The organism is Pseudomonas sp. SWRI111, assembly GCF_014268555.1.
GTDB lineage: Bacteria > Pseudomonadota > Gammaproteobacteria > Pseudomonadales > Pseudomonadaceae > Aquipseudomonas > Aquipseudomonas hamedanensis.
Genome location: NZ_JABWQQ010000001.1, coordinates 648421 through 671255, shown reverse-complemented (window position 1 = coordinate 671255; position 22835 = coordinate 648421). Strand labels below are relative to the sequence as shown.

The following is a 22835-nucleotide window of genomic DNA, read 5'->3' as shown; positions in this document are numbered from 1 at the left end:
CGGGGCTTTTTTATGCCTGTTGTCATCCAGATTTTCAGCGCAGGTAGCGGATGACCATTGGCAGTTTAGTGCCGAGCTCCGAACTACTGGAACACATGACAACGACTCGGCCTTTTTGGTCAACCTTGACTGTTTCGCCTCTTCCGGCTGGTTCTACGCGAATCCACCCTGTACGCTCGCCAAAATTTAGATCTGGTTCGCCATTGCTTAGAAATTGTCCGAGGGGAATGTACTCGTCAAAAGGCTTCAATGAGTCCCCGGTCGCGAGAATTCGTCCTTCATCATCCGTCGTCCCTGTGTACCAGTGAAACTCTCTGACGTCGTCGGCAGGGGTCAACACCAGGCCGCCGTTAGCAAAAGACGGATCAAAGTTTCCGTTTTCGTCAAGGCAGATTATTAACCCTTTATACGTAGGACTTCCTGTAGCGCCGCCTAAACCCAGCACTTTGCCATGGCCTGTCATGAGCAGCTTTGAAATATGTGAGTGCGGCTCCAGCTGAGTGAGCAATACAAAACCATTATCACCGTAACGTGTATCAAGCTCTCCTGTATCGAGGTATCGAGCTATCAGTCCTGTTTGCTTGCCGTTTACCTCGATACTACCGCCCACCAACATCAACCCCGGCTCCGGTTGCACCAGGCAGTGTGCCGAGGGCGTTCCGTACTGCGGGTGGACCACCTTTATAAAACCTTTGCCATAGTTGAAAGCCTGATCAAGGGTTCCGTTCGCATTCAAGCGGAGGATATAGCCGTCCAGCGCATATAGTATTTTTCCGCCTGGAATGATTATCGGAAGAGTGCTGATGGCCGATGCACTCGTCGACTGTTGATCCGTTGCGTGCTTTTCTGTGGGTTGCGGGACAATGATTTGGCCGTTTTCACCAAACTCGGGTTTGTATTGGCCGGATGAATCAAACAGCGCAAATGCGAGTGATAAAGGTCGGGTCGCAGATGAGTATGCCCCGGCAAGAAGGACGTTGCCTGTTTCTTCCTCTACTATTACTCCATAGGCTGAAGAGATACCGTCCTCCTCGAATGCCCCCGAAATCAAGCCTTCAATTCCAAAAGAATGATCTAGCGTTCCGTTGTCTTTCAATCTTCCCACTACATAGCGGCCTGCAGAGGACGCTGCGAAGACAATATTATTGGCACCGTCGATTGCCAGATCTGCTCCACCTCCAGGCTTACCTTGCGGCATCGTGATAACGGATCTCCCGGCGTTACCAAACGCAGGATCGGGACGGGCATGTCCGGGCGTAGAGCGTGGTTCGGTGATGTTCATGGAAACCTCAGGGCGCAATAGGCAGATGGTCTGTTTTAATACATATAGCGAACAAACTTATCTTCGGAGCTGAGCCGCGGTTTGTCTACTGTCAAGTCTGACAGTAGACAAACTGTTTTTTATCTGAGAAAGCCCCAGTATCGTCAGATACCGGGGTTCTTTTATGTTCGTTTGATGTAACGACTGATCGCGCTTAGCTATAAGGTTGTGTCGCCGTCGGGTAATCGACATTGCGTTCGAGAATATCCAAAGTGAACGTCACGGATTCCCCTGGTGCTTCGCCATAAAGATAGATGTTCGGATCCATCCTCAGTTTGCGTTTAATGAAGGCGTCGTTTCGTGCTTTCAATCGAATATCTGCGCGGTTGCCTGTGAATTGGTCGAGCGTGACGTAGCGGCCCCTACTATCAACAAGGTTGTACGAAGTGGTGTCGCCTCCGGCTGGAAAATAGGCGCCGAGGAGGCCGTCACGGCCCTTGCTGATGAAGTAACCAAAATGCTGGGCGCTGCGTATTTGAATGTTGTAATAGTCGCCGTAGCAGCGGAAGTAAGCCACGATACCCTGCGCATCGTCATTGCCGCCATCATAGGGGACCATGCTTTCTGCTATTTCCGAATAGGCGTGAGCGGTTGTGAGAATATGGTCCGAATGCTTTGGAAACTGGATGGGATGCTGATCGACAAAAATAGCCGGGGCATTGCCGGCGCTTATTCGAGCGATAAAGGATTTCTCTGTATTTGTGCTCATGAACTTCTCTTTGTATAAAAATCGAATTCGAATTTAGTTAAACTGAACGAGCGTTGGCTCGCGTTCAAACAGTAATTGGCGATGCTTGTGGTGTCCAAGAGAAGTGCGTGAGTGAATGTGTATGTGTTAAAGATTTTTCGTGTGGTTTTGTCGATGCTTAATGATTTGCCATTTATAACTCTGCTGAAAGTGCTTGCTGATTGGCTTGAATAAAAAAGGCGTAAACGGCAGGTTTACGCCTTTTTATTTATCGCCGGGAGCAACAGCCATCAATGTTCCAACGGGATCAACACTTGCTCCTCTGGCGCCAATACCATGAACACCAGCAACTTGGCAGGCTTGCTCTGGCTGGCATTTTTCGACACTAAATGTTCGGAGCCGGCGGGTTCGTACCAGAACTGACCCTTTTTGTAAGTGATCGCCTGTTCACCCTTGACCTGAGAAATCACCTCACCTTCGAGCACATAGGCCATGGCGGTGCCTTCGTGTTTGTGAGCAATCGAGGATTGGCCGGGTTGGTAGTCAACTTCGATCATCATGGCTTTTTTGCCGGGGGAGTTTTTCAGCAGTTGTTCTTGCAGGACGGTGATTTTTTCGGAGGGGTCGTGGGCCAGGGCGGCGGTCGAAAGGCTAAAGGCGAGGGCGGCGGCGAGCATGGGCAGGGCTTTCATGGCGGGTTACCTGTGAGGTTGGGTGTTGCTGATCACAGTAGTCCGCGGGGTGGGGCATTCAAACGGCCAATGTTCGCGAAGATGGGGGGGCCAATTGGCGGTGTCAGAGGGATTTGCGGCGCGGCGCAAGACGCCTTCGCGAGCAAGCTCGCTCCCACAGGGTTCGAGGTTGCTCAGCTATCTTGGGAGCAACGAATAACCTTGTGGGAGCGAGCTTGCTCGCGAAGGGGCCGGTTCAGACGATCGGGAAACTGTTGAAGTCCACGCTATTGGCCAGTCGACTATCAATCAAATCGATAAACCCCTGCGCCTCGGGCCGGTTGAAATGCGCTTGCATCGCCGCTTCGGACTGCCAGCGGGCGCTGACCATCCAGCGGTGGCTATCCTCGGGGCAGCGGTCAACCAGGTAAGAGTCGCAGCCCGGGGTTTCGCGCAGGGTGTTGACGATCCGCTGCAATTGCTTGCCCAGTTCGTCCGAACGGCCGGCGGCGGCCTGCACCTGGACGGTGTTGATCACTTCGTTGGACATTGCTCACACTCCTGAATCAGGCCGGACGAATCCTGCTCATTGAGGGATAACGCCTGTGCAGAATAGGCCCGCGCGGGTGAATCACCAATAACCAATCGGCAGTAAAAGCCTTATACCAACGGCTCATGACAGCTGTTCGAGGATGTCACGCAGGCGGTCCAGGGCGATGTCGATATCCAGCGTCTCGATGGCGCCAAAGCCGAAGTACAACGCGCTTTGCACCGGTTGCTGGTAATAGAAACTGTCGATGGCGTACAGCCCGACCTCGACCTTTTTTGCCAGCTCGATCACCAGCGCCAAGTCGATCGGCTTCTTGCACAGCGCCGCCATGTGAAACCCGGCGCTGGGCGGCACCGCTTCGAGCCACGGCGAGAGGTCGCCGGCCATACGCGCGAGAATCCGCTCGCGACGTTGGGCGTAAATCGTGTGGCAGCGGCGGATATGCTTGAGCAGGCAGCCCTCGGCAATGAACTTCGCCAATGCCCATTGCGGCAGCGTGGACGCATGCAGGTCGGTGAGCTGTTTGGCGCGGACCACCGCTTCGAGGATCGCCGGCGGCAGGATCGCATAACCCAAACGCAGCTCGGGCAGCAGGGTTTTCGAGAAGGTGCCGACGTAGGCAACGATGCCGCGCGGGTCCAGGCTGTACAGCGAATCCGTCGGGCGGCCTTCATAGCGAAATTCGCTGTCGTAATCGTCCTCAATGACGATCGCGCCCAGCTCAAAGGCGCGGGCCAGCAAGGCCTCGCGCCGCGCCGGACTCATCGGCATGCCCAGTGGGAACTGATGCGACGGCGTGACGTAGATCAACCGCGTGTCATCGGGAATCATCTCGACCTGAATGCCTTCGGCGTCCACCGGGATGCCGACCACTTCGGCACCGTGGCTGGCGAACAACAAACGTGCCGGCGGGTAGCCGGGGTCTTCGATCGCCACCCGGCTGCCGGGGCTGATCAGTACGCGGGCGAGCAGGTCCAGCGCCTGTTGCGCGCCGTTGCACACCACAATGTCTTCATCCTGGCAGGTCACCCCACGGGAATACGCGATGTGCCGGGCAATCGCGTTGCGCAGCGCCGGCAAACCTTCGGGCACGCTGTAGAAGCCTTTGGACGTCGCCATCTGGCGCATCGCATGGGCAACACAGCGCCGCCAGTCATCGTGGGGGAATTGGCCCTTGCTGGTGGCGCCGCCAATGAAGTCGTAGCGCAGCGAACCTTCCAGGGTTGGATGACGCAGAAATACCGGCAGGTTGCGCCAGCGTTCGATCAGTTCGGCGCTGGCCAGCTCGCTGTGGCTTTGTTTGCGCTGAACCTGCGCCGGGCGGGCGTTGACGTAGGTGCCTTTGCCGATTACGCCGGTGAGGAAATTTTCGTAAGTCAGTTGCGCGTAGGTGTCGGAAATGGTCTTGCGTGAAATGCCTAGCTGCCCTGCGAGCAAACGGCTGGGCGGCAGTTGCGTCCCCGCCGCCAGACGCCCGGACTCAATGGCGCCGCGCAGCTGTTGGTACAATTGACCGGCGAGGTCCTTGCGGCCGTTGATCACGACGTGAAGTTCCATACCGACGCGGCTCCTGGGGCGATTGAAGTGTCGGGCAGATTAGCGCTGTTGCGCATTGAGCAGTAGTTGTGTACCCGAAAAACCCAGAATTGGACACATGCCCCCTGTGGGAGCGGGCTTGCTCGCGAAGGCGGTGTGCCAGACAAATCCTCGCTGACTGACACACCGCCTTCGCGAGCAAGCCCGCTCCCACAGTAATCGTGTACGGCCGAGGTTCGGTGGTGTCCTCATTAATCGTGAAATTGGGGCTGTGATGCGGCCATGGCGATGCTTACTGTAAGCCGATCATTCCGCCCCCCGAGACCCGCCCATGTCCCCGCGTCTGGATTATTACAGCGCTTCGCCCCAGGCAATGAAAGCGATGCTCGCCATGGAGGCGCTGACCGCCAGCCTGAGCATCGAACAACCGCTGCTGCAACTGATCCGCATCCGTGCGTCACAGCTCAACGGCTGTGCGTTCTGCGCTGACATGCACTCGGTGGATGCGCGGCGAGCCGGGGAGAGTGAACGGCGTTTGTATGCGCTAGCGGTGTGGCACGACAGCAACTTTTTCAACCCTCGCGAGCGTGCCGCGCTGGCCTGGGCCGAGGCGGTGACACTGTTATCGCAGAGCCGCGTGCCCGATGACGTCTATCAGCAGGCGTGCGAGCAATTCAACGAAGGCGAGATGGTCGACCTGACCGTTGCGGTCAGCGCCATCAACAGCTGGAACCGCCTGGCGGTGAGTTTTCGCCAGACCCCGAGCGACTGATCAGTGCGAAAACCTGTGGCGAGGGAGCTTGCTCCCGCTGGGGTGCGCAGCGCCCCTCCATCTGCCGTGCCGGTTTGAATTGACATACCGCATGCTGAGGTTTTGCGACTGCTGCGCAGCGGAGCGGGAGCAAGCTCCCTCGCCACAAGGTGTGTCCTTCAGTTCGGTGGGCGTTGCGGTTTGACCGATGTGCCAAACGTGTTGCCCATCCGCGTACTCGTCGCCGCCGGAGTCGCCAGGCCGACCTGATTGGGCGGGCGCTTGCTTACTGGCATATTCAGCGCTTCCTGGTTCTTCTGCGCCGCCGCCGCGCCTTCAGGGTTGTTGCCCATCTGCTGGCTCAGGCAATCGTAATTCGGCGCCTTGTAGCCGCCGACCGTTACCTCGACACAACCCAATGGCTGCTCGGCCCAGGCACTCGACTGCGCCGCCAGCAACAGCCCGCCCAGGGTGATTTTCCACAGTGTTTTCATGCTCGCCTCCTGGCCGGCCCGGAAGGGCCGCGCTATGGCCTGAGTCTAGTGCAATCCCTTGGCAAATCCCGTGATGGTTTTTTTGCACCGGCCGTCACACCAGATTCATAAACAGCCCTCAGGATGACGCTTTTCAGGGGTACGTCAGCCGTGCAGCGAGGCAGTTCGAGGGACAGTCTTCAGCGTTCAGCGACGCACGTTTGTCTGGGGCTGCTGCTTGGCTTGCTCGCCGGCGAAGCGGGTGCTGAGCCGTCGCCGGCAGACCTGCGCATGACCTTGCACATACCGGCGCAGGACCTGGCGCCGGCACTGGATCAATACAGCCGCGCCACCGGCGTTGCGGTGCTGGTCGACAGCCAGTTGAGTCGCGGGCGGCGTTCGTTGTCGGTGGATGGCGAGTACACCGCCGCCGAGGCCTTGCGCCGTTTGCTCGGCGGCAGTGGGCTGATGGCGCGCTATGCCCGCGCCGACGCGTTCACCTTGCAAGTGGCCGAGGTCGAAGACGTGCCGGTGTCCGCCGACAAGCCATCGACGGCCAGTGCTGCGTTAAACCGTAGCTACGCCACGGCGGTGCAAGCGGCGATCGAGCGCAACCTGTGTCGCTCGCCGCTGACCCGCCCGGGTAGCTATCGCGCGGTGTTGCAGGTGTGGGTCGGGCGCGACGGCGTGGTGCAGCACAATCGGCTGGTCACTTCGACCGGTGATGTACGGCGCGACAACGCGCTGGTGGAAAGTTTTCGCACGCTCACAATCGACCGGCCGACGCCCAGCGCCTTGCGCCAGCCGGTCACGTTGCTGTTGTTACCGGAATCGGCAGGGAAACGCATGGAATGCACCAGATGGGAAGGAGTTTCCGGGGGATGAAAGATGCCGGACAAAGTTCGATGGGCCAGCTGTTCCTCAGCTCCTACGAGGATTTTCGCGTGCGCCTGCGCCGCCGCCTCGGCTCCGAGGACCTGGCCAACGACGTGCTGCACGAAACCTGGCTGCGGGTCGATCGCATGGAGACCCCGCCGAACCTGCTCAAGCCCAACGCCTACCTGTATCGCATGGCCCTGAACATCGCCGCCGACCGCCGTCAGGCCGACGCGCGCCTGCTCACCGGCACCGAAGTCGAGGAACTGCTGCAACTGGGCGACGAAGCCCTCGACCCGGCGCGGGTGGTCGGCGGGCAAAAAGAGATGCAAGCCTTGCTAAGCGCCTTGTACGAACTGCCTGCACGGCGCCGGCGGATCTTTATTGCCGCGCGGCTCGAGGAGGCGCCGCACCTGGAAATTTCCCAGCGATTCGGCATTTCCACGCGCATGGTCGAGAAGGAAATCAAAGCCGCGCTGGGCTTCTGCGCGGCGAAACTGGAAAGAAAAGTGTTTCAGCGGTTCGGTCGCGGGGCCGGAAAACCGTCTAGCGAATAGTGACCCGATTAATCCGTTGAGAATCTGCGCGTTTGAACATCTTTCGACTGAAACCTGCCGAGCCTTCGGCCAGCGAGCCTCTACAAAGCGAAGCCCGCGACTGGCTGATCCTCCTGACCTCAGGACGCGCCACCGTGGCCGACGCCCGCGCGTTGCGCCAATGGTGCGAGCAGAGCGGCGAACATGCCCGGGCGTTCGAGCAGGCGAAGGTTTTGTGGCACCACCTGCAACCGGCGGCGCAACGTTTGCAGGCCCCGCGCGGGTTTGGTCGCCGTGCCTTTCTGGGCGGGGCGATTGCCGCCTCGGCGGCGTTCCTGCTGGTGCGCGCCACCATCCCCGGTGGCTTCGAAGGGCTGGGCGCCGACTACATCACCGAAGTCGGCCAGCAACGCCGCTTCGAACCGGCGCCGGGCGTGCAACTGGCGCTGAATACCCAGACCCGCATCAATCAGCGCGCGGTCGATAACGGCGTGCAGGGCTTTGAATTGATCAGTGGCGAAGTCGAAGTGCAGACCGCACGGTCGCCCCTGGCGATGCAGGCGGGAGGAGGGTGGTTGCGCGCCAGTCAGGCACGTTTCAACCTGCGCAATACCGATCAACAAGTCTGCGTGACCTGCCTCGACGGCGCGGTTGAAGTCGACGTTGAAGGCCGAAGCCTGCGCCTGGAGCCGGGCCAGCAAGTCACCTACGACGCCCGGCAGGTTGGCAGTGTGCAAAGCGTCGACACCACCGCGGTCATGAACTGGCAGCAACAGGTGCTGGTCTTCAACGGCGCGACCCTCAGCCAGATGATCGACGAAATCAACCGCTACCGCCCCGGCATGTTGCTACTGCTCAACCGCGACCTCGGTCAACGTCGCGTTCAGGCCCGCTTCAGCCTCGACCAACTCGCCGGCGTTGCATTGCTAATCCGCGATGCCTACGGCGTCAAATGCACCGAACTGCCCGGCGGCGTGGTCGTCCTCAGCTAACTGCCTGCCACACCAGCTCCCCTGTGGGAGCGAGCCTGCTCGCGAAGGCTTCCGTACTGTCATACCGTCATCAGTGGGCCCGCCCTATTCTCGGGCAGGCGAACAGGCTTAATACGGCTTATGGGGTGTGCAGCAGCAGGTAACATAGAGGCGTGTCAAAGTGCTAGCATCGCGGAATATGGGCCATTGATTCTTTCTAAGATCCTGTGGCCTCCTAGGTGAACGAAGGGAGAGATTGGTGCAGGTCATTACAGGGAACGCTCGGCTTCGTAGAGGCATTAAATCTTTTCAAAAGGCTCTGATCGATCAGGCAGAGCCACGCGGGGAAGAAGTGTGGGCATTTCCGAGTGGAGATAGAGCACCCTGCCTTACCTATGCATTGGAAACCGATCTTGGGGAAATGTTGTTCGCTATTCCTCCGCCATGGGATGGGAGACAAGCACACCTGTTCAAGCTAGGTTTTGAGGGCGGGACACTCTCTCCCGACGCTGAGATCAACATTCCTGACGGCCTCAACCGCAAGGTTTCAGGGGTTTTGATAGCTGGTCCTGACGGCGAAACTCTAATCGGTCATCGCGGTACCTTCACGGCATTTCGTGGCCGGGTGCCCCGCAGAGACGCGTTCGAGCACTTTCAGGATTGGTTGGTAGAGGTAGCAGACGACGATCGGAACGCAGTCGTAATCGCTGTGTCCTCAACAAACTCCCCGAGTATCGCAAATGACATTGCCGAGTTCCTATTCAAGGTAAAACGGCTCAAGGAGCAAAGAAAGGCGGAGCTTGGAGATGATGCTCAGAACTCAGATTCGCCCCCCGACGACGAAGACAAATCGGGCGCTAAGTGGCGGGAGCGGGAAGAGTTTGAGGGCAGCAAGTCCTATACTCCTGGCCATGACAAATGTGAATACCAGTATCTACACGGCCCGCTCTGTAATGCTCTCCATCGCAAGCTGGATGAGCTCGTAAAGGGAAATTCCGAGCTCAAGGTCGGCAAGAACCGCGTCGATTTGGCACTAGTTAGCAGAGCTACAGAAAAGGCCAAGGTAATTTTTGAAGTAAAAACCAGCAGCGCCATGTCAGCACAGCTCTACGCTGGATTTGGCCAGCTTGCCTACTACCGGCATCGTTTCGGAGATGCTGATACCAAGCTCATCTTGGTGCTGCCGGCGAGCACAGCACCAGATTTTGCAGCAGCGGACTTCTTCAAACAGGCCAACATTCAGGTGTTGTTTGGTGAGGGCGGTCTTTTTGAGAACTCAGATGGTGAAAGCTTGGAAGAAGTGCTGAGCGGCATCCTGTAATCGCCTAGGACGCCGGTCAGTCCATGAAGGCCAGCTCCGTCTGCATCGGCCCGTCAACGTAATGACATTTCCAAGACCAAGGGCGAGAGGAATCCGAACCCGCTCCCTCGGGCTCGTGCGGTGATGCTGGTTTATTGCAGTGGACCAATCACTTGACGGTATTTTTCAGGCCCTTGGGGTGTTTGGCGGGTCAGGTATACTTCCAACCCCAACGGATCCTCCCGCCGATTGCTACTCAACTGCCGCCATCCCTTATCCACCTCCCAAACCCGCACCTGCACATCACTCACCCCATCCAAAACAGCAACCCCATTCCCAGGCGCCGGCAACGGATACCGACCCCGCGCCTCAGCCACCGCACGATACAATGTGTCGCCCTTGACCCACCACCGAACCCGCTGCAACGCCCCCGGCTGATCCGCCGCACTGCGAATAATATCCAGCCGAAACCCCTTGCTGTCGCTACTGCGCACCGTCACCGCCGGCGGCGCAGTCGGCGCCTCATCCTCAGCCCCGACTTTGCGCGGCTCGCTCAACTCCACCCCCGCACGCATATCCACGTCCCGCTGCAACTGATTCAACACCCGCAACAAACTGTCACTCTGCTCACTACTCGCCTGCAAATGACTGTCCGCCCGCGTCACACTGTCCAGCCCGCGCCAGGCAATCAAACTCACCACCGCCATCAGCAGAATCGCGACCATCACCTCAATCAGGGTAAAACCGTCCTGGCCCCTCATTGCAGACTGATCCGACCGCTGCCATCACGCAGCACACTCAACCGATTCAAACCATCCGACAACGTCAATTGCAGCGGCGGATTAATCCACTCAGCGTTCAGCACGACTTTCTGCTTCGGCTCCACCCGCACCTCCACCTTCGGACTCTGCCAAGCACGCGGCCGCAACTGCGCATCCCCAGCAAAATGATCAAACCCCTTTCCACTGTCACTACGCCGACTAAACCGAAACCCCTTGGCATCACTGAGCCAAACAATCGGCCGTCCATCAGCGCGGGCCTCCGCTTGCGCAACTTGCAGCAACTGCGCCACCCGCTCGGCATCCTTGCGCAGCAACTGCAACGGATCAGGCTTGATACTCAAACTGATCGCCGCACTGGCAATCCCTATGATCACCAGCACCACCATCAACTCGATCAACGTAAAACCCTGCTGCCTGCTCATCACCCACGCGCTCCTTGGCGTCCCACCCCATCGTGCCCGGCGAACATGTAAGGCATGTGAAATAAAACAGAGAGAATTGCCGCGTAGGCTGGCAGCAGGGACAACAAGGAGCGACAACCCATGAAACACACCGCACGGATTACCCCAGCGCAAACGGCCCAGGCACTGGCACTGCTCGCTGCCCTGGTGGTCGTTGCTGCTGCTAGTAGTGGAGGGTAATGCGATGGTGAGGCAGTAGGGAGACGCTCCGGTTGGTGATGGATACGTTGCCGGAAGAGCCAGGGTTGCCGTGCCGACCCGATCCTGACGGGCCCGGAGTGGTGAGGACCGTTCGTCGCTAAAGCACGGGTACCTGTCAGGTTTGACAGGTGTGCATTTGCGTCTTTCAGGGTTGAATCACTCCGCCACACTTATTTCACTATCGGAGTTTTCACCATGTCGACGTCCCAATCCAATGCAATCGCACTCTCTATCGTTAAGGTCGAAACAGCCAGCGGTATACAAATTCCAAATGGTGCTGAAATCAACGAGACGAGGGTTACTATTACCGGTACAGCGGAAAAAGAGCAGAAAGTTGAAGTGTTCGATGGTACGGTAGCCAAGGGTCAAGTCTTGGTCGATTCAACGGGTATCTGGATCTTTCCTTTGACAGATTTGAGCCTGGGTTTGCACTCCATTACAGCCAAAGCGTTATACGGTTCGGGAGTCGTGTCGCCGGCATGGCGGTTCACTGTGGTTCCAAAAGCTTAAAATTGGCTCCCGGCTTGATCTTCTAAATATAAGGGTCAGGCTCAGGAGCTTTATGGGCGGCTCAGCAAGGTATCGAGTGTGGCCAACGGTAGCGCCTCCTGGCTACGGTCAAACACTTGCGTGTCAACCTTGAGCCACCGCCTATTCGCCGCCAAGGCAACAACCTGTCCATAGCGCTACATCCGCATAACTCGGCCATATGGACTCCGCAATCAGGGCGATCGAACGCTCATCGCTGCGCTCAACCCGGCCCCGGCGATGATCACCCGCAGCACCATCAACTCGATCAACGTAAACCCTGCTGCCTGCTCATCACCCGCGCATTCCTTGGCGTCCCACCCAATCGTGCCCGGCGAACATGTAAGGCGTGTGAAATAAAACGGAGAGAATTGCCGCGTAGGCTGGCAGCAGGGATAAAAAGGAGATTCAGCCCATGATGCTCACCACACGCTTTTCCCCACCGCAGATGGTTCAGGCATTGGCGCTGATTGCAGCGCTGGTTGGCGTGGCGACGTGGTCGTCGCTGCTGCTGACCACCGCTGAGTCGCATACACCGGTAGTGGCTCCGCAGGTGCTGGCGGCGAGGAGTGATAGTCCGGCGTTGCAGTGGTTTTCCAATGAGACGGCGCCGGTGGATATCACGGTGAGTGGGGTGATGGCGGGTAGCCGGGGGGCGGTGGCGATATTGAGTTTGAACGATGGGCCGCCGAGGAGTTTTTTGGTGGGGGAGAAGGTTGGGGTGGGGGTGAGGTTGGTGGGGGTTGAGGGGGATGGGGTGGTGATTGAGCGGGGTGGGGAGAGGGTCAGGTTGGGGGTGGAGAGGTTGGCGGAGGGGGTTGAGATGCCGACGCTAACAAGGTCTGGGTTGTAGAATAGAAAACAGACAATCCGAGGCCTTCGTCTGCTTTACCCAAAGGAGAGTAGTTCGAGTATCCGCTACCGGCCAGAAGTAGCCAGTCGATGTGTCTATGAAAACTCAGGGCAATTCAGGTCGTTTGGCAGCGGCGGTAGCGGGTGACGATGAGAAAGCTAAAGAAACAGTGATGATTTTTGTAGATCAGGTAGGTTTCGATCCGGTTGACGCAGGCTCGCTTGAGGAGTCCTGGAGGCAACAGCCATCTAAAAGAATATCCCGGAGGTGTTTTCCTCAGGGATTTAGCCTGCCGCTTCTGTCTGTTGTGGAGCTTCCGGGGGCGCGGGGACGCAAGTTGATGGATGCTGCGTCCCGAGAAGCGTATGTGTCGGCGCGGCCTAGACATCGAAATCCCCTCCAGCACCGACCTTGGCGTATCAAGGTTCCCTGAGGTAGAGTGCGATTCGGGATGCGCGACCCTTCAGGCTGCGCCCGGATCCAATGCTGATGTAAGGAAACAACGCCTTGATCACCCTTGCCATATTAGGTTTTCCGGATATCTATAACCGGCTGACTAATCTATATCCAGCCAAACCTTGGCTTAAAGTCGTAGAAAATATTAATAAACTATCAAAGCAGTTCGCTGGTCGCGGCGGCCAAGAGGAATTAGATAGCTCTGTCGCTTTTGGCCTGACGTTCTGGGAGAGGCATAAGTACGCACTAAGTGCAGGTTACGAATGGAACACAATGTATCAGACTATGCTATTCGTTCAGCGGGTAGTAGAACTCTGCGAAGCTGTCGATCGTGGTGAGCCGGGGCCAAAGGAACTGAAAAAACGATTTGAGGGAGCATTCAAGCTCTCTAGCGATATGCGTGCTTTGCAGTATGAGCTCTACATGGCATATGTGCTCAAGTCTAGGGGATGCACTATCGATTGGCCAGAAGAAAGCAAGGGTAAGGAGACCTTCGACTTATTGGTCTATCCGCCTAGAGGCCTAGAGCCCTTTGAACTTGAGTGCAAGTCCTTCGCAGGCGATAAAGGATTTGCGGTACGCCTTGCTGACGGGCACCGTTTGATAGGTGCTTTGCTGGAAAAAATTTCGCTGGGAAGGCTTCTCCCAGCCAAGAAAGATTTCGCAAGCATTTTGACCATTACCTTGACTGAATCCGTGCCCACGGACGAAAAGAGCTTTCAGACATTCGTTGTTAATTTAGCCAGCGAGATCGAAGCCAAGGGAAGCAATTTAGAATGCGCCGGATTCTCTGTCTCTGAAGACTTCTGTCCTTTGGTTGGCGACCCTATGGATGAGGACGCGTGTGTTAACGCTGCGCAGTCGCTACCTGGCTCAGTAGCTGCTTTCGTAGCGTGTCATAGCCCAGAAGACAGGTTGAAAGGTATTAGGGTTGTGTACGCTGGAGATGTCCGGATCTGGACGGAAGTTGAGAAATTATCCAAGCGAGCATTAAATAAACAGTTAACAGGTAAACGTCCTGGCGCACTTGCCCTGCAGTTTATCAACGATACGATCGAACCCATTAATACCGCATTTGAACCCCAAAATAAATATCGTCTTCTTTCAGAAAAACTGCTTACTAAAGATCATGCGCTGATGCTTATAGTTACGAATAGTATCGAACTATCTATTGAGAGTGTATTCATCCCGTACAGAATAGACGCCTCTCAACAAGAATATTGCACGCTTGCAGCATTTTACAGTGATCGGCTCGACTATCCAATAGCGCAGATCAAAACTCTATTTGACCCCCGATGATACTCGGGTCGTGCCCATTGCAGCCCATTGCTAGCAAGTGGGCATATCCACTATGTAAGACGGGTAACTCCGATCAAGTCAGCACTTGTAACCGACCTGTGCTGAAGTGGCCTCCGCTCAGCCGCCTCAGTAAGCTTTGAGGATAAGTAGATGGTCTTCTCCGATATCGAATATGCCGGTAAGGGGAAGTAGGGCAGCCGTGCGTGCTTCCTGACAGCGATGGAGCAAGCCCTGCCGAATGGATGCAGAAAACGCGTTGCCTGCTGAGACTACTTTGCAATCGGAGCTGGCATGGCTCACAACTAGGGATATCCTTTGTTTCTCTGAACATGATTGATAACGGCGTTCACGCAGCATAAATATAGGCTGAACTCGACGACAATGGCACCCATTGAAATTAAGCTGACTGCAACGCTTTGAGTATCGGCGCTTTAAATGCATGTTCATAAGTGCACTATTATAGTAAGAGGGAAACATGTCAAATGTAACTGATATCGTTAGCGCTGTAGGTAACGCAGTTTCGGCTCTTGCAGCCTGCGTAGCTGCGATCGGCGTATGGTACGCACGACACCAGTTAAAGACGAGTCGTGAGATTGCGCAGTTGCAGTTTGAAGATTCATTGGGAAAGGAATACCGCGAATTGGCCGGAGAGCTGCCGAAGAAGGCTTTAATGGGAGAGATCCTAACTGACTCTGAATACGAAGAAGCCTTCGATGAGCTGTATCGCTATGTCGATTTGACCAATGAACAAACTTCGCTCCGGGCGCATGGGCGAATTACTCCGGATGTATGGAAAAGTTGGTCGGAGGGAATTGAGGCGAACCTAAAACTACCGGCATTCGCGCGGGCGTGGATTGAGATCAAGACTAGATCTTCTGGCTTTGAGGAACTTCGTCGGCTTGAACTAGAATTATTCCAGAGCGACCCCAAGGATTGGCATTGAGCCCTGCTCCCGGTCAATGCTTCGGTCGTTATCGTTAACTATCGAGCGGCAGCTATGGGTCGTTAGCGGTCTGTCACGACCGGCCTCTTTCGACCCTTTGCAACCGTTCGAGGTGTCTACCAGACCAAGGGCGATTCATTTACCAACTCAAACCTCTCGTGCATAGGGAAGTCAAGATGAAGTCGTGCAGCTATTGCGCCAGTGCTGAGAAGCTCACCAAAGAGCATATTTGGCCAAAATCCTTAATAGAAAGAAATTCTGATTTCCTGACATACAACAAAGCTACTAATTCATTTTACAAAGGTGAGGCTGTAATAAAGGATGTGTGTGCGAGGTGCAATAATGGCGCCCTGAGCAAGCTGGACGAATACCTGGCAAAATTGTATGACTCTCAACTTGAGAATATAATTCCTGCAGGAAGTAGGGCCGGGCTAGCTTACGACTATAATATGTTGCTGCGGGTGCTATTAAAAATATCTTTCAATTCTGCTCGATCATCCGGGAGTGACAAGGTAGTCAAGACTCATCAGAAATTTATTAATTACATGCTTAAAGGCACTCATCGAGGCGATATTATGTTGCGACTCCAAATTGTGACTGATTCAACAGAGTATAGCCTGGATGTCGAATCGCGCAGGATCGTTAAGCCCGAAGTTTTAAGGTGCGCGGATATTGGATACGATGGAGTATTAGCTAATCGCTTTATGATTCGCTTGATTGCCATAAATAGCTACTGGTTCTATTTGATTATCCCATACAAAAAAGAAAAGCCTCACAAGTTAAAAGAATTTATTGAAGGTTTTTCAAATTGGAGGCTACAGCCTGGCGTGCTGGTTTCTCCAGGCTCCAGCCGATTGAATATTTCGGTGGATAAGACGACTTGGTTTGACCCACGATTGCTTGGCAGCCTCTTGGATGCGAGTCCAAAAAATTGAAATAATGGCGCGATTAACAGCCTCCGAGCTTTGGTTCTGCAACGGCTGCTTTTGGCCCAGAGTGTGTAAAAACGTCAGATTGAGTTTTCTGTATCGACGTCAGCAGCCCGTGCTTTCGTTTCGCAAACTGATCAACATCACGACGCTTCCAGGAGCAGTCAAAACGACTCAGCAGCCTCTTAAAGTCCTTTGGGCGGGGCAAAAAGAGCGGTTTTTACGCCGCTAACGCTTTCATCAAATCAGCGGTGCCGATGATTTTCATGACCCTTTTCAAATTGTAGGCGAGCACGTTCAGACTCATCTCTGCACTGACCCCGATGAGCTTTCGCGTGAGGAAGTGCGTTGCACCCATCCATTGTTTGAGCGTCCCGAAGGGATGCTCAACAGTCCGTTTTCGGATCCGCATCATTTCCGGCGCGTTGCTCAGCCTGTTCTGCATTTCCTCCAGGACGGCTTCATGCTCCCAGCGTCGAACCCGCCGTTCCGTGCTCGGTGTGCACTGCGGTTTCATTGCGCAACCCCGGCATTTCGAACTCCAGTAACGGTGCAACGCCAGGCCTTTTTCAACGTTGGTATAGCGCCAGATCAGGGCCTCTCCAGCCGGGCAAATGTATTCGTTTTTTGCCGCGTCATAGATGAAGGCATCGTTATTGAAACGCCCGTCTGCTTTGGCTCCAGAGGTCATCGGCTTGGGCACATAGGCGGTGATGCCTGCATCGTGGCAAGCCAGGATTTCTTCGCTTTTGAAGTAACCTCGGTCAGCCACTACCGAAAGCGTTTCTGACGCCATCGCTTCGCGGGCCTGCTTGGCCATCGCGCTGAGTTGATCACGGTCGGAACCGACGTTGGTAACCTCATGGGCAACGATCAAATGGTGCTGGGTATCGACCGCTGTCTGCACGTTGTAACCGACGATTCCAGTGCCGCGCGTCATCATGGAACGGGCGTCGGGATCGGTCAGTGAGACCTGTTTATCCGGTGATTCGTTGAGCTGAGTTTCAATGACCTGTAACTCTTTCATCTGAGCTTTGAGCTTGTCGATTTTCTCTTGCAGACGGGCAGCCTTGGGCTGAGCGATCGAGGGTTCTTGCCGATCGGCTTCGTCGAGCGCAGTCAGGTACCGATTGATACCCGATTCAATTTCTTCCATCCGCCGCTTCAGCTTGGCGCTGGTGAAATTGCGATCGCGGTTGTTGACGGCCTTGAATTTACTGCCGTCGATGGCGACCAGATTTTCTCCGAACAGTCCCAACTGCTGGCACAGCACCACGAATTGGCGGCAGACGCCTCGGATGGCTTTGCTGTTGTCTTTTCGGAAGTTGGCGATGGTCTTGAAATCGGGTATCAAACGCCCGGTCAGCCACATCAGCTCGACGTTGCGTTGGGCTTCTCGTTCAAGACGCCGGCTCGATGGAATGCGGTTTAGATAGCCGTAGATGTAGATCTTCAGCAGGATCGCGGGATGGTAAGCCGGCCGGCCAGTATCAGCCGGTATGGCGCCCTCGAAACCCAGTTTGACCAGGTCGAGTTCGTCGACAAAGACGTCGACTACGCGCACCGGATTGGTATCGCTGACGTAATCGTCGAGGCTCTCCGGAAGGAAGGTACCTTGGCCTCGATGTTCACCTTGGATAAAGCGCTTCATGGGCGGTCCCTGCGATGAAATCCTCAGAAATCATAGCAAGGGTTTGCGAAAGCGTTTTTACACACTCTGGGCCGATAGCTACCATCGTTTTCACCCGTTGAAGGAGACTCAAAAGGCGGGATACGAGATGGATTTATCCGGTGTGTACCTGACGCAATGGCGCCTTTATACACAAATGTTTAAAAAGACATCCCCAGACACTCTCTCAGGCTACATATCCTTGCGCCTTTGCCTACAGCTACGCCAGAATCCGCCGGCTTGTGCGCCTTGGGGGCGGGTTCTATTGTGGTGCGGTCGCTGACGAATCAGCGATCGGATTTGACCGTCCGCCCAATATCAAGGCGCGCCAGCGTTCTGCACGTGTTCAGGCATTGTCTGAAATTCTGTTGCGGTGGCTGTGCGTGGGACACCTTCGGGTGTGCCGGATTCCTTGATGTCCGGTCGGTCAACCCGCGTACAGCTGCCACCCTGTTTGTTTGACCGCGAACGGTGGCGGCTCCAGTCATCAAGGAGCTTCACCATGATCAAACCAACACCCAACCCGCCCGAAACCGATCCCACGTCTCCTTACGAATCCGTCGATTCAAACAAACTCCACGAAGCCGCCGACCGTGCGCTCGATCATTACCTCTCGCCACCCAATCTCCTGCCCCCGCCACGTAAGGCCCGTGGAATGTATGCGGTAACGGCGGATACCAAGAATGAAGAACTGCTGGCCGATGCCAGTGAAACGCTTGCTTCGGCGAAGACGATTGCTCAGGACATTTCCAGTCTGTTGCCGGCGCCGCAGCGTCGGGCGTTGTTGGGGGTTGCGCAACTGATCATGTTGGGGGAGTTGGCGGTGAATCGGGCGCTGGACAATCTGGAGTTGCCGGGTTGATCTAGGTGTTCGGAGCGCCAGGGGCTGATTTGGTGTTGGTTCTGGCGCTTTCGCGAGCAGGCTCGCTCCCACAGGGTTTTATGTTGATCACAGATATTACGTACGACGTTGAACCTTTGGGAGCTTGCTGGCAGCAATGGCGACGGCACCTGCGCGGCCACGTGAACGAAGTTACCCGTTTAGGCGCTGCCGATGGCTGCGATCGGCCTGTTGAACCGAGTCACGACAAACGCGTACCCCAGCGGATCTGCCCATTTGCCGTTAATTCACGAAGCTTTTCTTGCCATGCGGCGCGATCGGTCTTGGGAGTTACCGGATCGACAACGAGATACTGCCTGTCACACCACGCATCGATTTGGCCGAGCCAATAAGTTTGTCCGGCGTGCCCGGTGTCGAGGCACTCCAACAGGTAACCAAGTTGTTGCCATGTCGGGACCAGACCAAAAATGGCGCGGCGTCGCTTTAACGTTAACTCGTGCCAGTCTGTATCGAGTTTGGTCATCAATCCGATGCGCAGCAAAGGCCACGATACTTTGTCCAGTTGCGCTATCGCCACCGCAAATACTTTCTCCGATGGATCATTGAGAGCTTCGAACAGCTCAGGCAGTTGATCATCGCGAAGCAAGCGTGTTGCTGCCTGTCGCACCGTCACATAGGTCGAGCGCAGCGCGGGTGTATGCCATCGCTCTGGCAAATCGACAGCCAGTTCTGTAGCGAGCCCGAGCACGCCCAGCCAATGTTGTTTCGATGCGGGCAAAGGCTGACTTAAGCGTTCGGTCAGGAATGCATGAGCATCAACATCGTTACGAGGCGCAGCCCAAAGCGCCAGATTACGTACTGCCGGTGAAGCATCTATCAACGCTTCGCGCAGTACAGGTTTTGGATCTGAGAGCAGCGGTAGCAGCGCATAAAGCACGCGTACGCGGATCTTGGCACCGGGCCTCGACATGGCGTCAAGGAGCAACGGCAGACTTTGGGTCGCCGGCAATGTCAGACTCGCCGACACCGCCATCAACCGTACGGTCAACTCGCGATGAGCTAACGCGCTGCGTATCAGCGTTTCGGGAATCTCGGGGGCTTCAAGCAAAAGCGTAAACAGGTAGCGCGCGGCTTTGCCCTGGCGATTCAATAAGTCGGCGTAGACCTCATTCCAGCAGTCCACCGATTGCAGCATCGCTCGGACCGTCGACAGTGTCTGCGCGTGGTCGACCCGGCGTTGCGCTGCCAATGCGATCAAGGGTTCCAGTGCGGATAACCATGCCTGGGTGTGCGCTGGAGACAGGTAGTGCTTCAGGCCTTCCGCTGCCAAGTCGCGAACCTGAGGGACCCAATCGTTCAGACGCTCGATCAACACTGCTAATGCTTCGGAGGACGGTTGCCTGCACAGTTCTCGCACAGCGACTTCCCGGACGAAGCCGTTGGAGTGATTGCTCACGTCTGCCCATGTGCCGGTGTTATTGAAGTGAGCAAGTATCTCCAGCGCCTCGTTGCGCCGATAGTTTTCATAATGGGAAAGCTGTCCTTGATTGCGTGCCAACCGTGCCAGCCAGTCTTGTGTCGTGTTCATGGGCAGTCCTGTGCGTCCTTGCGGGTGCATATTGTTTGTGCAAAAGCAGCAGCCTACGCGACTTGCTCTTGCGGGCAAAATTCTCGAGTTGTGATGTGCGGGGGCGCCAGCGGGTTGATTTGTCGTTTGTTCTGGCGCTTTCGCGAGCAGGCTCGCTCCCACAGGGGTTGGTGCTGATTACAGAGTCGTAGACTAGGCTGAGATCCCCACCTTTTCTGCTTTCAGCGTCGAGCTTGGTAAAATCAGCGATAGATCCGGTTAAGTAGAGAGGTGGTCAGCCATCACCCTTGGGGGTGATGGTTTGGCGCATGACTCAGTTCAGATATTCGGTGTGTAAGAGAAACCCTGTGAAGCTTCGGTATCCGAGAACGGTGTTACGCGAGTTTTCTTGTTGAACAGGCCATTGACGACCGAGCCTGGGAACATTTCGATGGAGTTGTTGAACAGCTCGACGTTGCGGTTGTAGATGGTGATGGCTGCGCCGACGTTCTCTTGTTGTTCGGCAATTTCACGCATCATGTTGTTCGCCGCTTCTGATGCTTTGAGGTCAGGGTAGGCCTCGAAAGCGATGCGCAAGCCACCCATCAGCTCCCGCGAGGCGGTTTCAACGGTCGCGAGGGCATTGCCGTTTGCGCCGGCGGGGAGGGCGTTGATCGCGCTGCGCAGGCCGGTAATTTTTTCCAGGAGACTGGCTTCATAAACCATAAAGTCTCCAAGCACCTTTTGAAGCTGGTCGAGCACTTTGGTCTTCTGGCGTTCGTAAACGAGAACGTCCGACCAGGCGCGTTGTACTCGATTGTGGCCCCCGATGATGCCGTTGTAGATGCTGAAGCCCACTATGACGATGACGACAGCGATAACAGCGACGAGGATGAGTGCAATGTCCATGCTTATTTCTCTTGGCGGTTTACAGGAGGAAGGGAGCTGAAGTTGTCATCGTGCAGCTCACTGAGTTCATGGCTCCATTGGAGCACAGACATCAGGCGCGGCAGTTCGATACCGGCATCAATTTCTGCGTAAAACTCGTTGGGTGAAGTCAGCGAATACTCCGTACCGAACGTGAACAGGTCGTTGTTTGCAAAGCTGAGGCAGAGTTTTCCATTGTCGGAGAACTCCAGGTTGGGACGATGGAGAATGTCGAATAGCTTCAGCAAGTGCAGCACTGTCGAAGGCTTGATGAATTTTGCACACAGTATCTCGCTCTGGCCCGTCAACCGGAATGCTTTGTTGAAATCCAGAGAAGCCGTGTCCATGGGCCACGAATAGTCGTTCTCTGACTGATCATCAGATCTGACGGATATACCGGTCACCCATGGAAAGTCGATGACCAGGCTGTACCGGTCGTAGTGGTCGTACACCACGCGCGTCTCCGTTCTTTTGTTTCCATCTTTGTCGGTCACCGTGGTGTGCACCGTGCGTCTGTTGACGTAGTGCAACTGGCGGTACGTGTACGGGACTTTGCGCAGCGTGCCGGTGAATACACCCTGAATCGATTCAACCAACTTGCGGCTGTAGTTGCCCCGGCTGTAATCACCAAATTGCGCATCCAGCCTGTTGAGGGTTCGGTCCGAATCTTCTTCCAGGAAGATCAAACCGTTGTGAAAGAAGGACGACAGTTGAGCAATTCTGCTGCTGAGCGAAGGCAAGCGACCAGATTTGGAATTCATCCATGCCAGACTCCAAACGACAATCACCAGGCCGAGCAAACTAGGCACCATGGCGTAAAAGTCGGGATCAAGTTGCAGCCGGTAAAAAAAATAAACGACGCTGTAGGTGTTCTCAAACCAGTAGAGGGCCACAGTGCTTGCGATCAATAAAAGGCCAGTGCCGAAAAACCACCATGCGCGTGTTCGATCGAATTCGAGCGGGCCATTGTACGAGGCGAAGTCTTGGATCACGTTCAATAGGTCGGTGTTGGATTCGGCGCTTTCAACACTGGCCTCGCTCACAGCCAGCAACTTTTTTAATCTCGCGTTCTGCGATGTGTTGGGCATGTCAGGTATCCATTGATTCAGGGATGCCTGGCGCGGGAGCCGCCGCCCGGATTGAGGATTTGGTGCTATTCATAATCTGTCAGAAATTTGAAAAAGGAGGGGACGATAGCATTGTCAGGGCAATGATGGCTTCTGGCCTGTCTCAGTATTTGGAAATGTTTGTTCTGGGAGGGGGGTAAAAGCCACCCTCACCCCAGCCCTCTCCCTCGGGAGAGAGCTAGGGTGAGGGGCTTCCCGGCCGTGACAACAGGGTCTCCAGTCTGGCCAACGGCGGCGCATCCTGGTTGCGGTCGAATACTTGAATTCCAATCTTGAGCAGCCGTCCGTTCTCTGCGCTGGCGATCACCTGTTCGCAGCGCAACAACAATCTTCCTTGATCACATTCAACAGCCTTCATCCCATTCGGTAATCGCCCCTCCAGACGCAACTCAGCCATCCGACTCTGCGCCGCAATCAGCGCAATCGATCTATCCCGCAACACCCCATTACTCTGCGTCATCAAACCCGCGACGCGAACGGCGGCGGACATGGCGACGGCGATGATCGCGAGTGCCACCAGCACTTCAATCAGGGTGAATCCTTCCTCTCGCGAACGCGCACGCATACATGGCCCAAAAC

24 protein-coding genes are annotated in these 22835 nt (G+C 55.7%); 11 read left to right on the top strand and 13 right to left on the bottom strand.

Translation table 11 applies throughout. The features are described 5' to 3' along the window. Positions 1–34: 34 nt before the first annotated feature. The 5 genes from HU755_RS02720 to HU755_RS02700 form a co-directional block, all read right to left on the bottom strand. Positions 35–1282, bottom strand: a complete 1248-nt coding sequence (locus tag HU755_RS02720; protein ID WP_186630518.1) for a hypothetical protein — start codon at positions 1280–1282, stop codon at positions 35–37. 193 nt (positions 1283–1475) lie between these two features. Further along, the gene (locus HU755_RS02715) at positions 1476–2030 is read right to left on the bottom strand and encodes a hypothetical protein (protein WP_186630517.1); all 555 of its coding nucleotides are present in this window, start codon (positions 2028–2030) and stop codon (positions 1476–1478) included. A 269-nt stretch (positions 2031–2299) separates the two neighbouring features. Beyond that, positions 2300–2701, bottom strand: a complete 402-nt coding sequence (locus HU755_RS02710) for a cupin domain-containing protein (RefSeq protein ID WP_186630516.1) — start codon at positions 2699–2701, stop codon at positions 2300–2302. A gap of 235 nt (positions 2702–2936) precedes the next feature. Next, positions 2937–3230, bottom strand: a complete 294-nt coding sequence (locus HU755_RS02705) for a putative quinol monooxygenase (protein ID WP_186630515.1) — start codon at positions 3228–3230, stop codon at positions 2937–2939. A 123-nt stretch (positions 3231–3353) separates the two neighbouring features. Further along, positions 3354–4787: a PLP-dependent aminotransferase family protein gene (locus HU755_RS02700; protein WP_186630514.1), complete on the bottom strand. Its 1434-nt coding sequence runs from the start codon at positions 4785–4787 to the stop codon at positions 3354–3356. A gap of 310 nt (positions 4788–5097) precedes the next feature. Here HU755_RS02700 and HU755_RS02695 point away from each other — a divergent pair, with 310 nt between their 5' ends. Then, a complete protein-coding gene (locus tag HU755_RS02695) occupies positions 5098–5538 on the top strand; it encodes a carboxymuconolactone decarboxylase family protein (RefSeq protein ID WP_186630513.1) in 441 nt (146 codons plus the stop codon). 158 nt (positions 5539–5696) lie between these two features. Here HU755_RS02695 and HU755_RS02690 read toward each other — a convergent pair whose 3' ends face one another. After that, a complete protein-coding gene (locus tag HU755_RS02690) occupies positions 5697–6011 on the bottom strand; it encodes a hypothetical protein (protein ID WP_186630512.1) in 315 nt (104 codons plus the stop codon). Positions 6012–6134: 123 nt separating this feature from the next. On the opposite strand from HU755_RS02690, the gene HU755_RS02685 reads away from it, so the two are divergent. From HU755_RS02685 to HU755_RS02670, 4 genes are all read left to right on the top strand, one after another. Continuing rightward, entirely contained in the window at positions 6135–6875 is a 741-nt protein-coding gene (locus tag HU755_RS02685) for a secretin and TonB N-terminal domain-containing protein (RefSeq protein WP_186630511.1), read from the top strand. Further along, complete coding sequence (locus HU755_RS02680) at positions 6872–7423, top strand: RNA polymerase sigma factor (RefSeq protein ID WP_186620165.1); 552 nt, start codon at positions 6872–6874, stop codon at positions 7421–7423. The genes HU755_RS02685 and HU755_RS02680 overlap by 4 nt, the downstream gene beginning before the upstream one ends. Positions 7424–7455: 32 nt before the next feature. Beyond that, on the top strand, positions 7456–8394 hold the full coding sequence (locus tag HU755_RS02675; protein WP_186630510.1) for a DUF4880 domain-containing protein: 939 nt from the start codon (positions 7456–7458) through the stop codon (positions 8392–8394). Positions 8395–8632: 238 nt separating this feature from the next. Next, positions 8633–9694: a hypothetical protein gene (locus HU755_RS02670; protein WP_186630509.1), complete on the top strand. Its 1062-nt coding sequence runs from the start codon at positions 8633–8635 to the stop codon at positions 9692–9694. A 131-nt stretch (positions 9695–9825) separates the two neighbouring features. Here the strand turns inward: HU755_RS02670 and HU755_RS02665 are convergent, their stop codons facing one another. Together HU755_RS02665 and gspH are read right to left on the bottom strand one after the other, a co-directional pair. Next, on the bottom strand, positions 9826–10434 hold the full coding sequence (locus HU755_RS02665; protein ID WP_186630508.1) for a prepilin-type N-terminal cleavage/methylation domain-containing protein: 609 nt from the start codon (positions 10432–10434) through the stop codon (positions 9826–9828). Further along, a complete protein-coding gene (gene gspH / locus HU755_RS02660) occupies positions 10431–10877 on the bottom strand; it encodes a type II secretion system minor pseudopilin GspH (protein ID WP_186630507.1) in 447 nt (148 codons plus the stop codon). The genes HU755_RS02665 and gspH overlap by 4 nt, the downstream gene beginning before the upstream one ends. A 435-nt stretch (positions 10878–11312) precedes the next feature. Here gspH and HU755_RS02655 point away from each other — a divergent pair, with 435 nt between their 5' ends. The 5 genes from HU755_RS02655 (at position 11313) to HU755_RS02635 (ending at position 16131) form a co-directional block, all read left to right on the top strand. Beyond that, on the top strand, positions 11313–11627 hold the full coding sequence (locus HU755_RS02655; RefSeq protein WP_186630506.1) for a hypothetical protein: 315 nt from the start codon (positions 11313–11315) through the stop codon (positions 11625–11627). Positions 11628–12060: 433 nt separating this feature from the next. After that, positions 12061–12498 carry a type II secretion system protein N gene (locus HU755_RS02650; RefSeq protein WP_186630505.1) on the top strand — a complete coding sequence of 146 codons (438 nt, stop codon included), beginning with the start codon at positions 12061–12063 and terminating at the stop codon, positions 12496–12498. 507 nt (positions 12499–13005) lie between these two features. Beyond that, the gene (locus HU755_RS02645; RefSeq protein WP_186630504.1) at positions 13006–14253 is read left to right on the top strand and encodes a hypothetical protein; all 1248 of its coding nucleotides are present in this window, start codon (positions 13006–13008) and stop codon (positions 14251–14253) included. Between the two features lie 475 nt (positions 14254–14728). Next, positions 14729–15196, top strand: coding sequence for a hypothetical protein (locus HU755_RS02640; protein ID WP_122411577.1), 468 nt, complete (start codon positions 14729–14731; stop codon positions 15194–15196). A gap of 176 nt (positions 15197–15372) precedes the next feature. Then, the gene (locus HU755_RS02635) at positions 15373–16131 is read left to right on the top strand and encodes a hypothetical protein (protein ID WP_186630503.1); all 759 of its coding nucleotides are present in this window, start codon (positions 15373–15375) and stop codon (positions 16129–16131) included. 214 nt (positions 16132–16345) lie between these two features. Here the strand turns inward: HU755_RS02635 and HU755_RS02630 are convergent, their stop codons facing one another. Next, a complete protein-coding gene (locus HU755_RS02630) occupies positions 16346–17776 on the bottom strand; it encodes an IS1182 family transposase (protein ID WP_186630502.1) in 1431 nt (476 codons plus the stop codon). A 520-nt stretch (positions 17777–18296) separates the two neighbouring features. Here HU755_RS02630 and HU755_RS02625 point away from each other — a divergent pair. Further along, positions 18297–18656, top strand: coding sequence for a DUF6124 family protein (locus tag HU755_RS02625; RefSeq protein ID WP_186630501.1), 360 nt, complete (start codon positions 18297–18299; stop codon positions 18654–18656). A gap of 220 nt (positions 18657–18876) precedes the next feature. Here the strand turns inward: HU755_RS02625 and HU755_RS02620 are convergent, their stop codons facing one another. The 4 genes from HU755_RS02620 to gspI form a co-directional block, all read right to left on the bottom strand. Then, complete coding sequence (locus tag HU755_RS02620; RefSeq protein ID WP_186630500.1) at positions 18877–20223, bottom strand: HEAT repeat domain-containing protein; 1347 nt, start codon at positions 20221–20223, stop codon at positions 18877–18879. Between the two features lie 318 nt (positions 20224–20541). Further along, entirely contained in the window at positions 20542–21111 is a 570-nt protein-coding gene (locus HU755_RS02615) for a LemA family protein (protein WP_159245424.1), read from the bottom strand. Positions 21112–21113: 2 nt separating this feature from the next. Further along, the gene (locus HU755_RS02610) at positions 21114–22217 is read right to left on the bottom strand and encodes a hypothetical protein (RefSeq protein ID WP_186630499.1); all 1104 of its coding nucleotides are present in this window, start codon (positions 22215–22217) and stop codon (positions 21114–21116) included. 217 nt (positions 22218–22434) lie between these two features. After that, entirely contained in the window at positions 22435–22821 is a 387-nt protein-coding gene (gene gspI, locus HU755_RS02605) for a type II secretion system minor pseudopilin GspI (protein ID WP_186630498.1), read from the bottom strand. Positions 22822–22835: the final 14 nt, after the last annotated feature.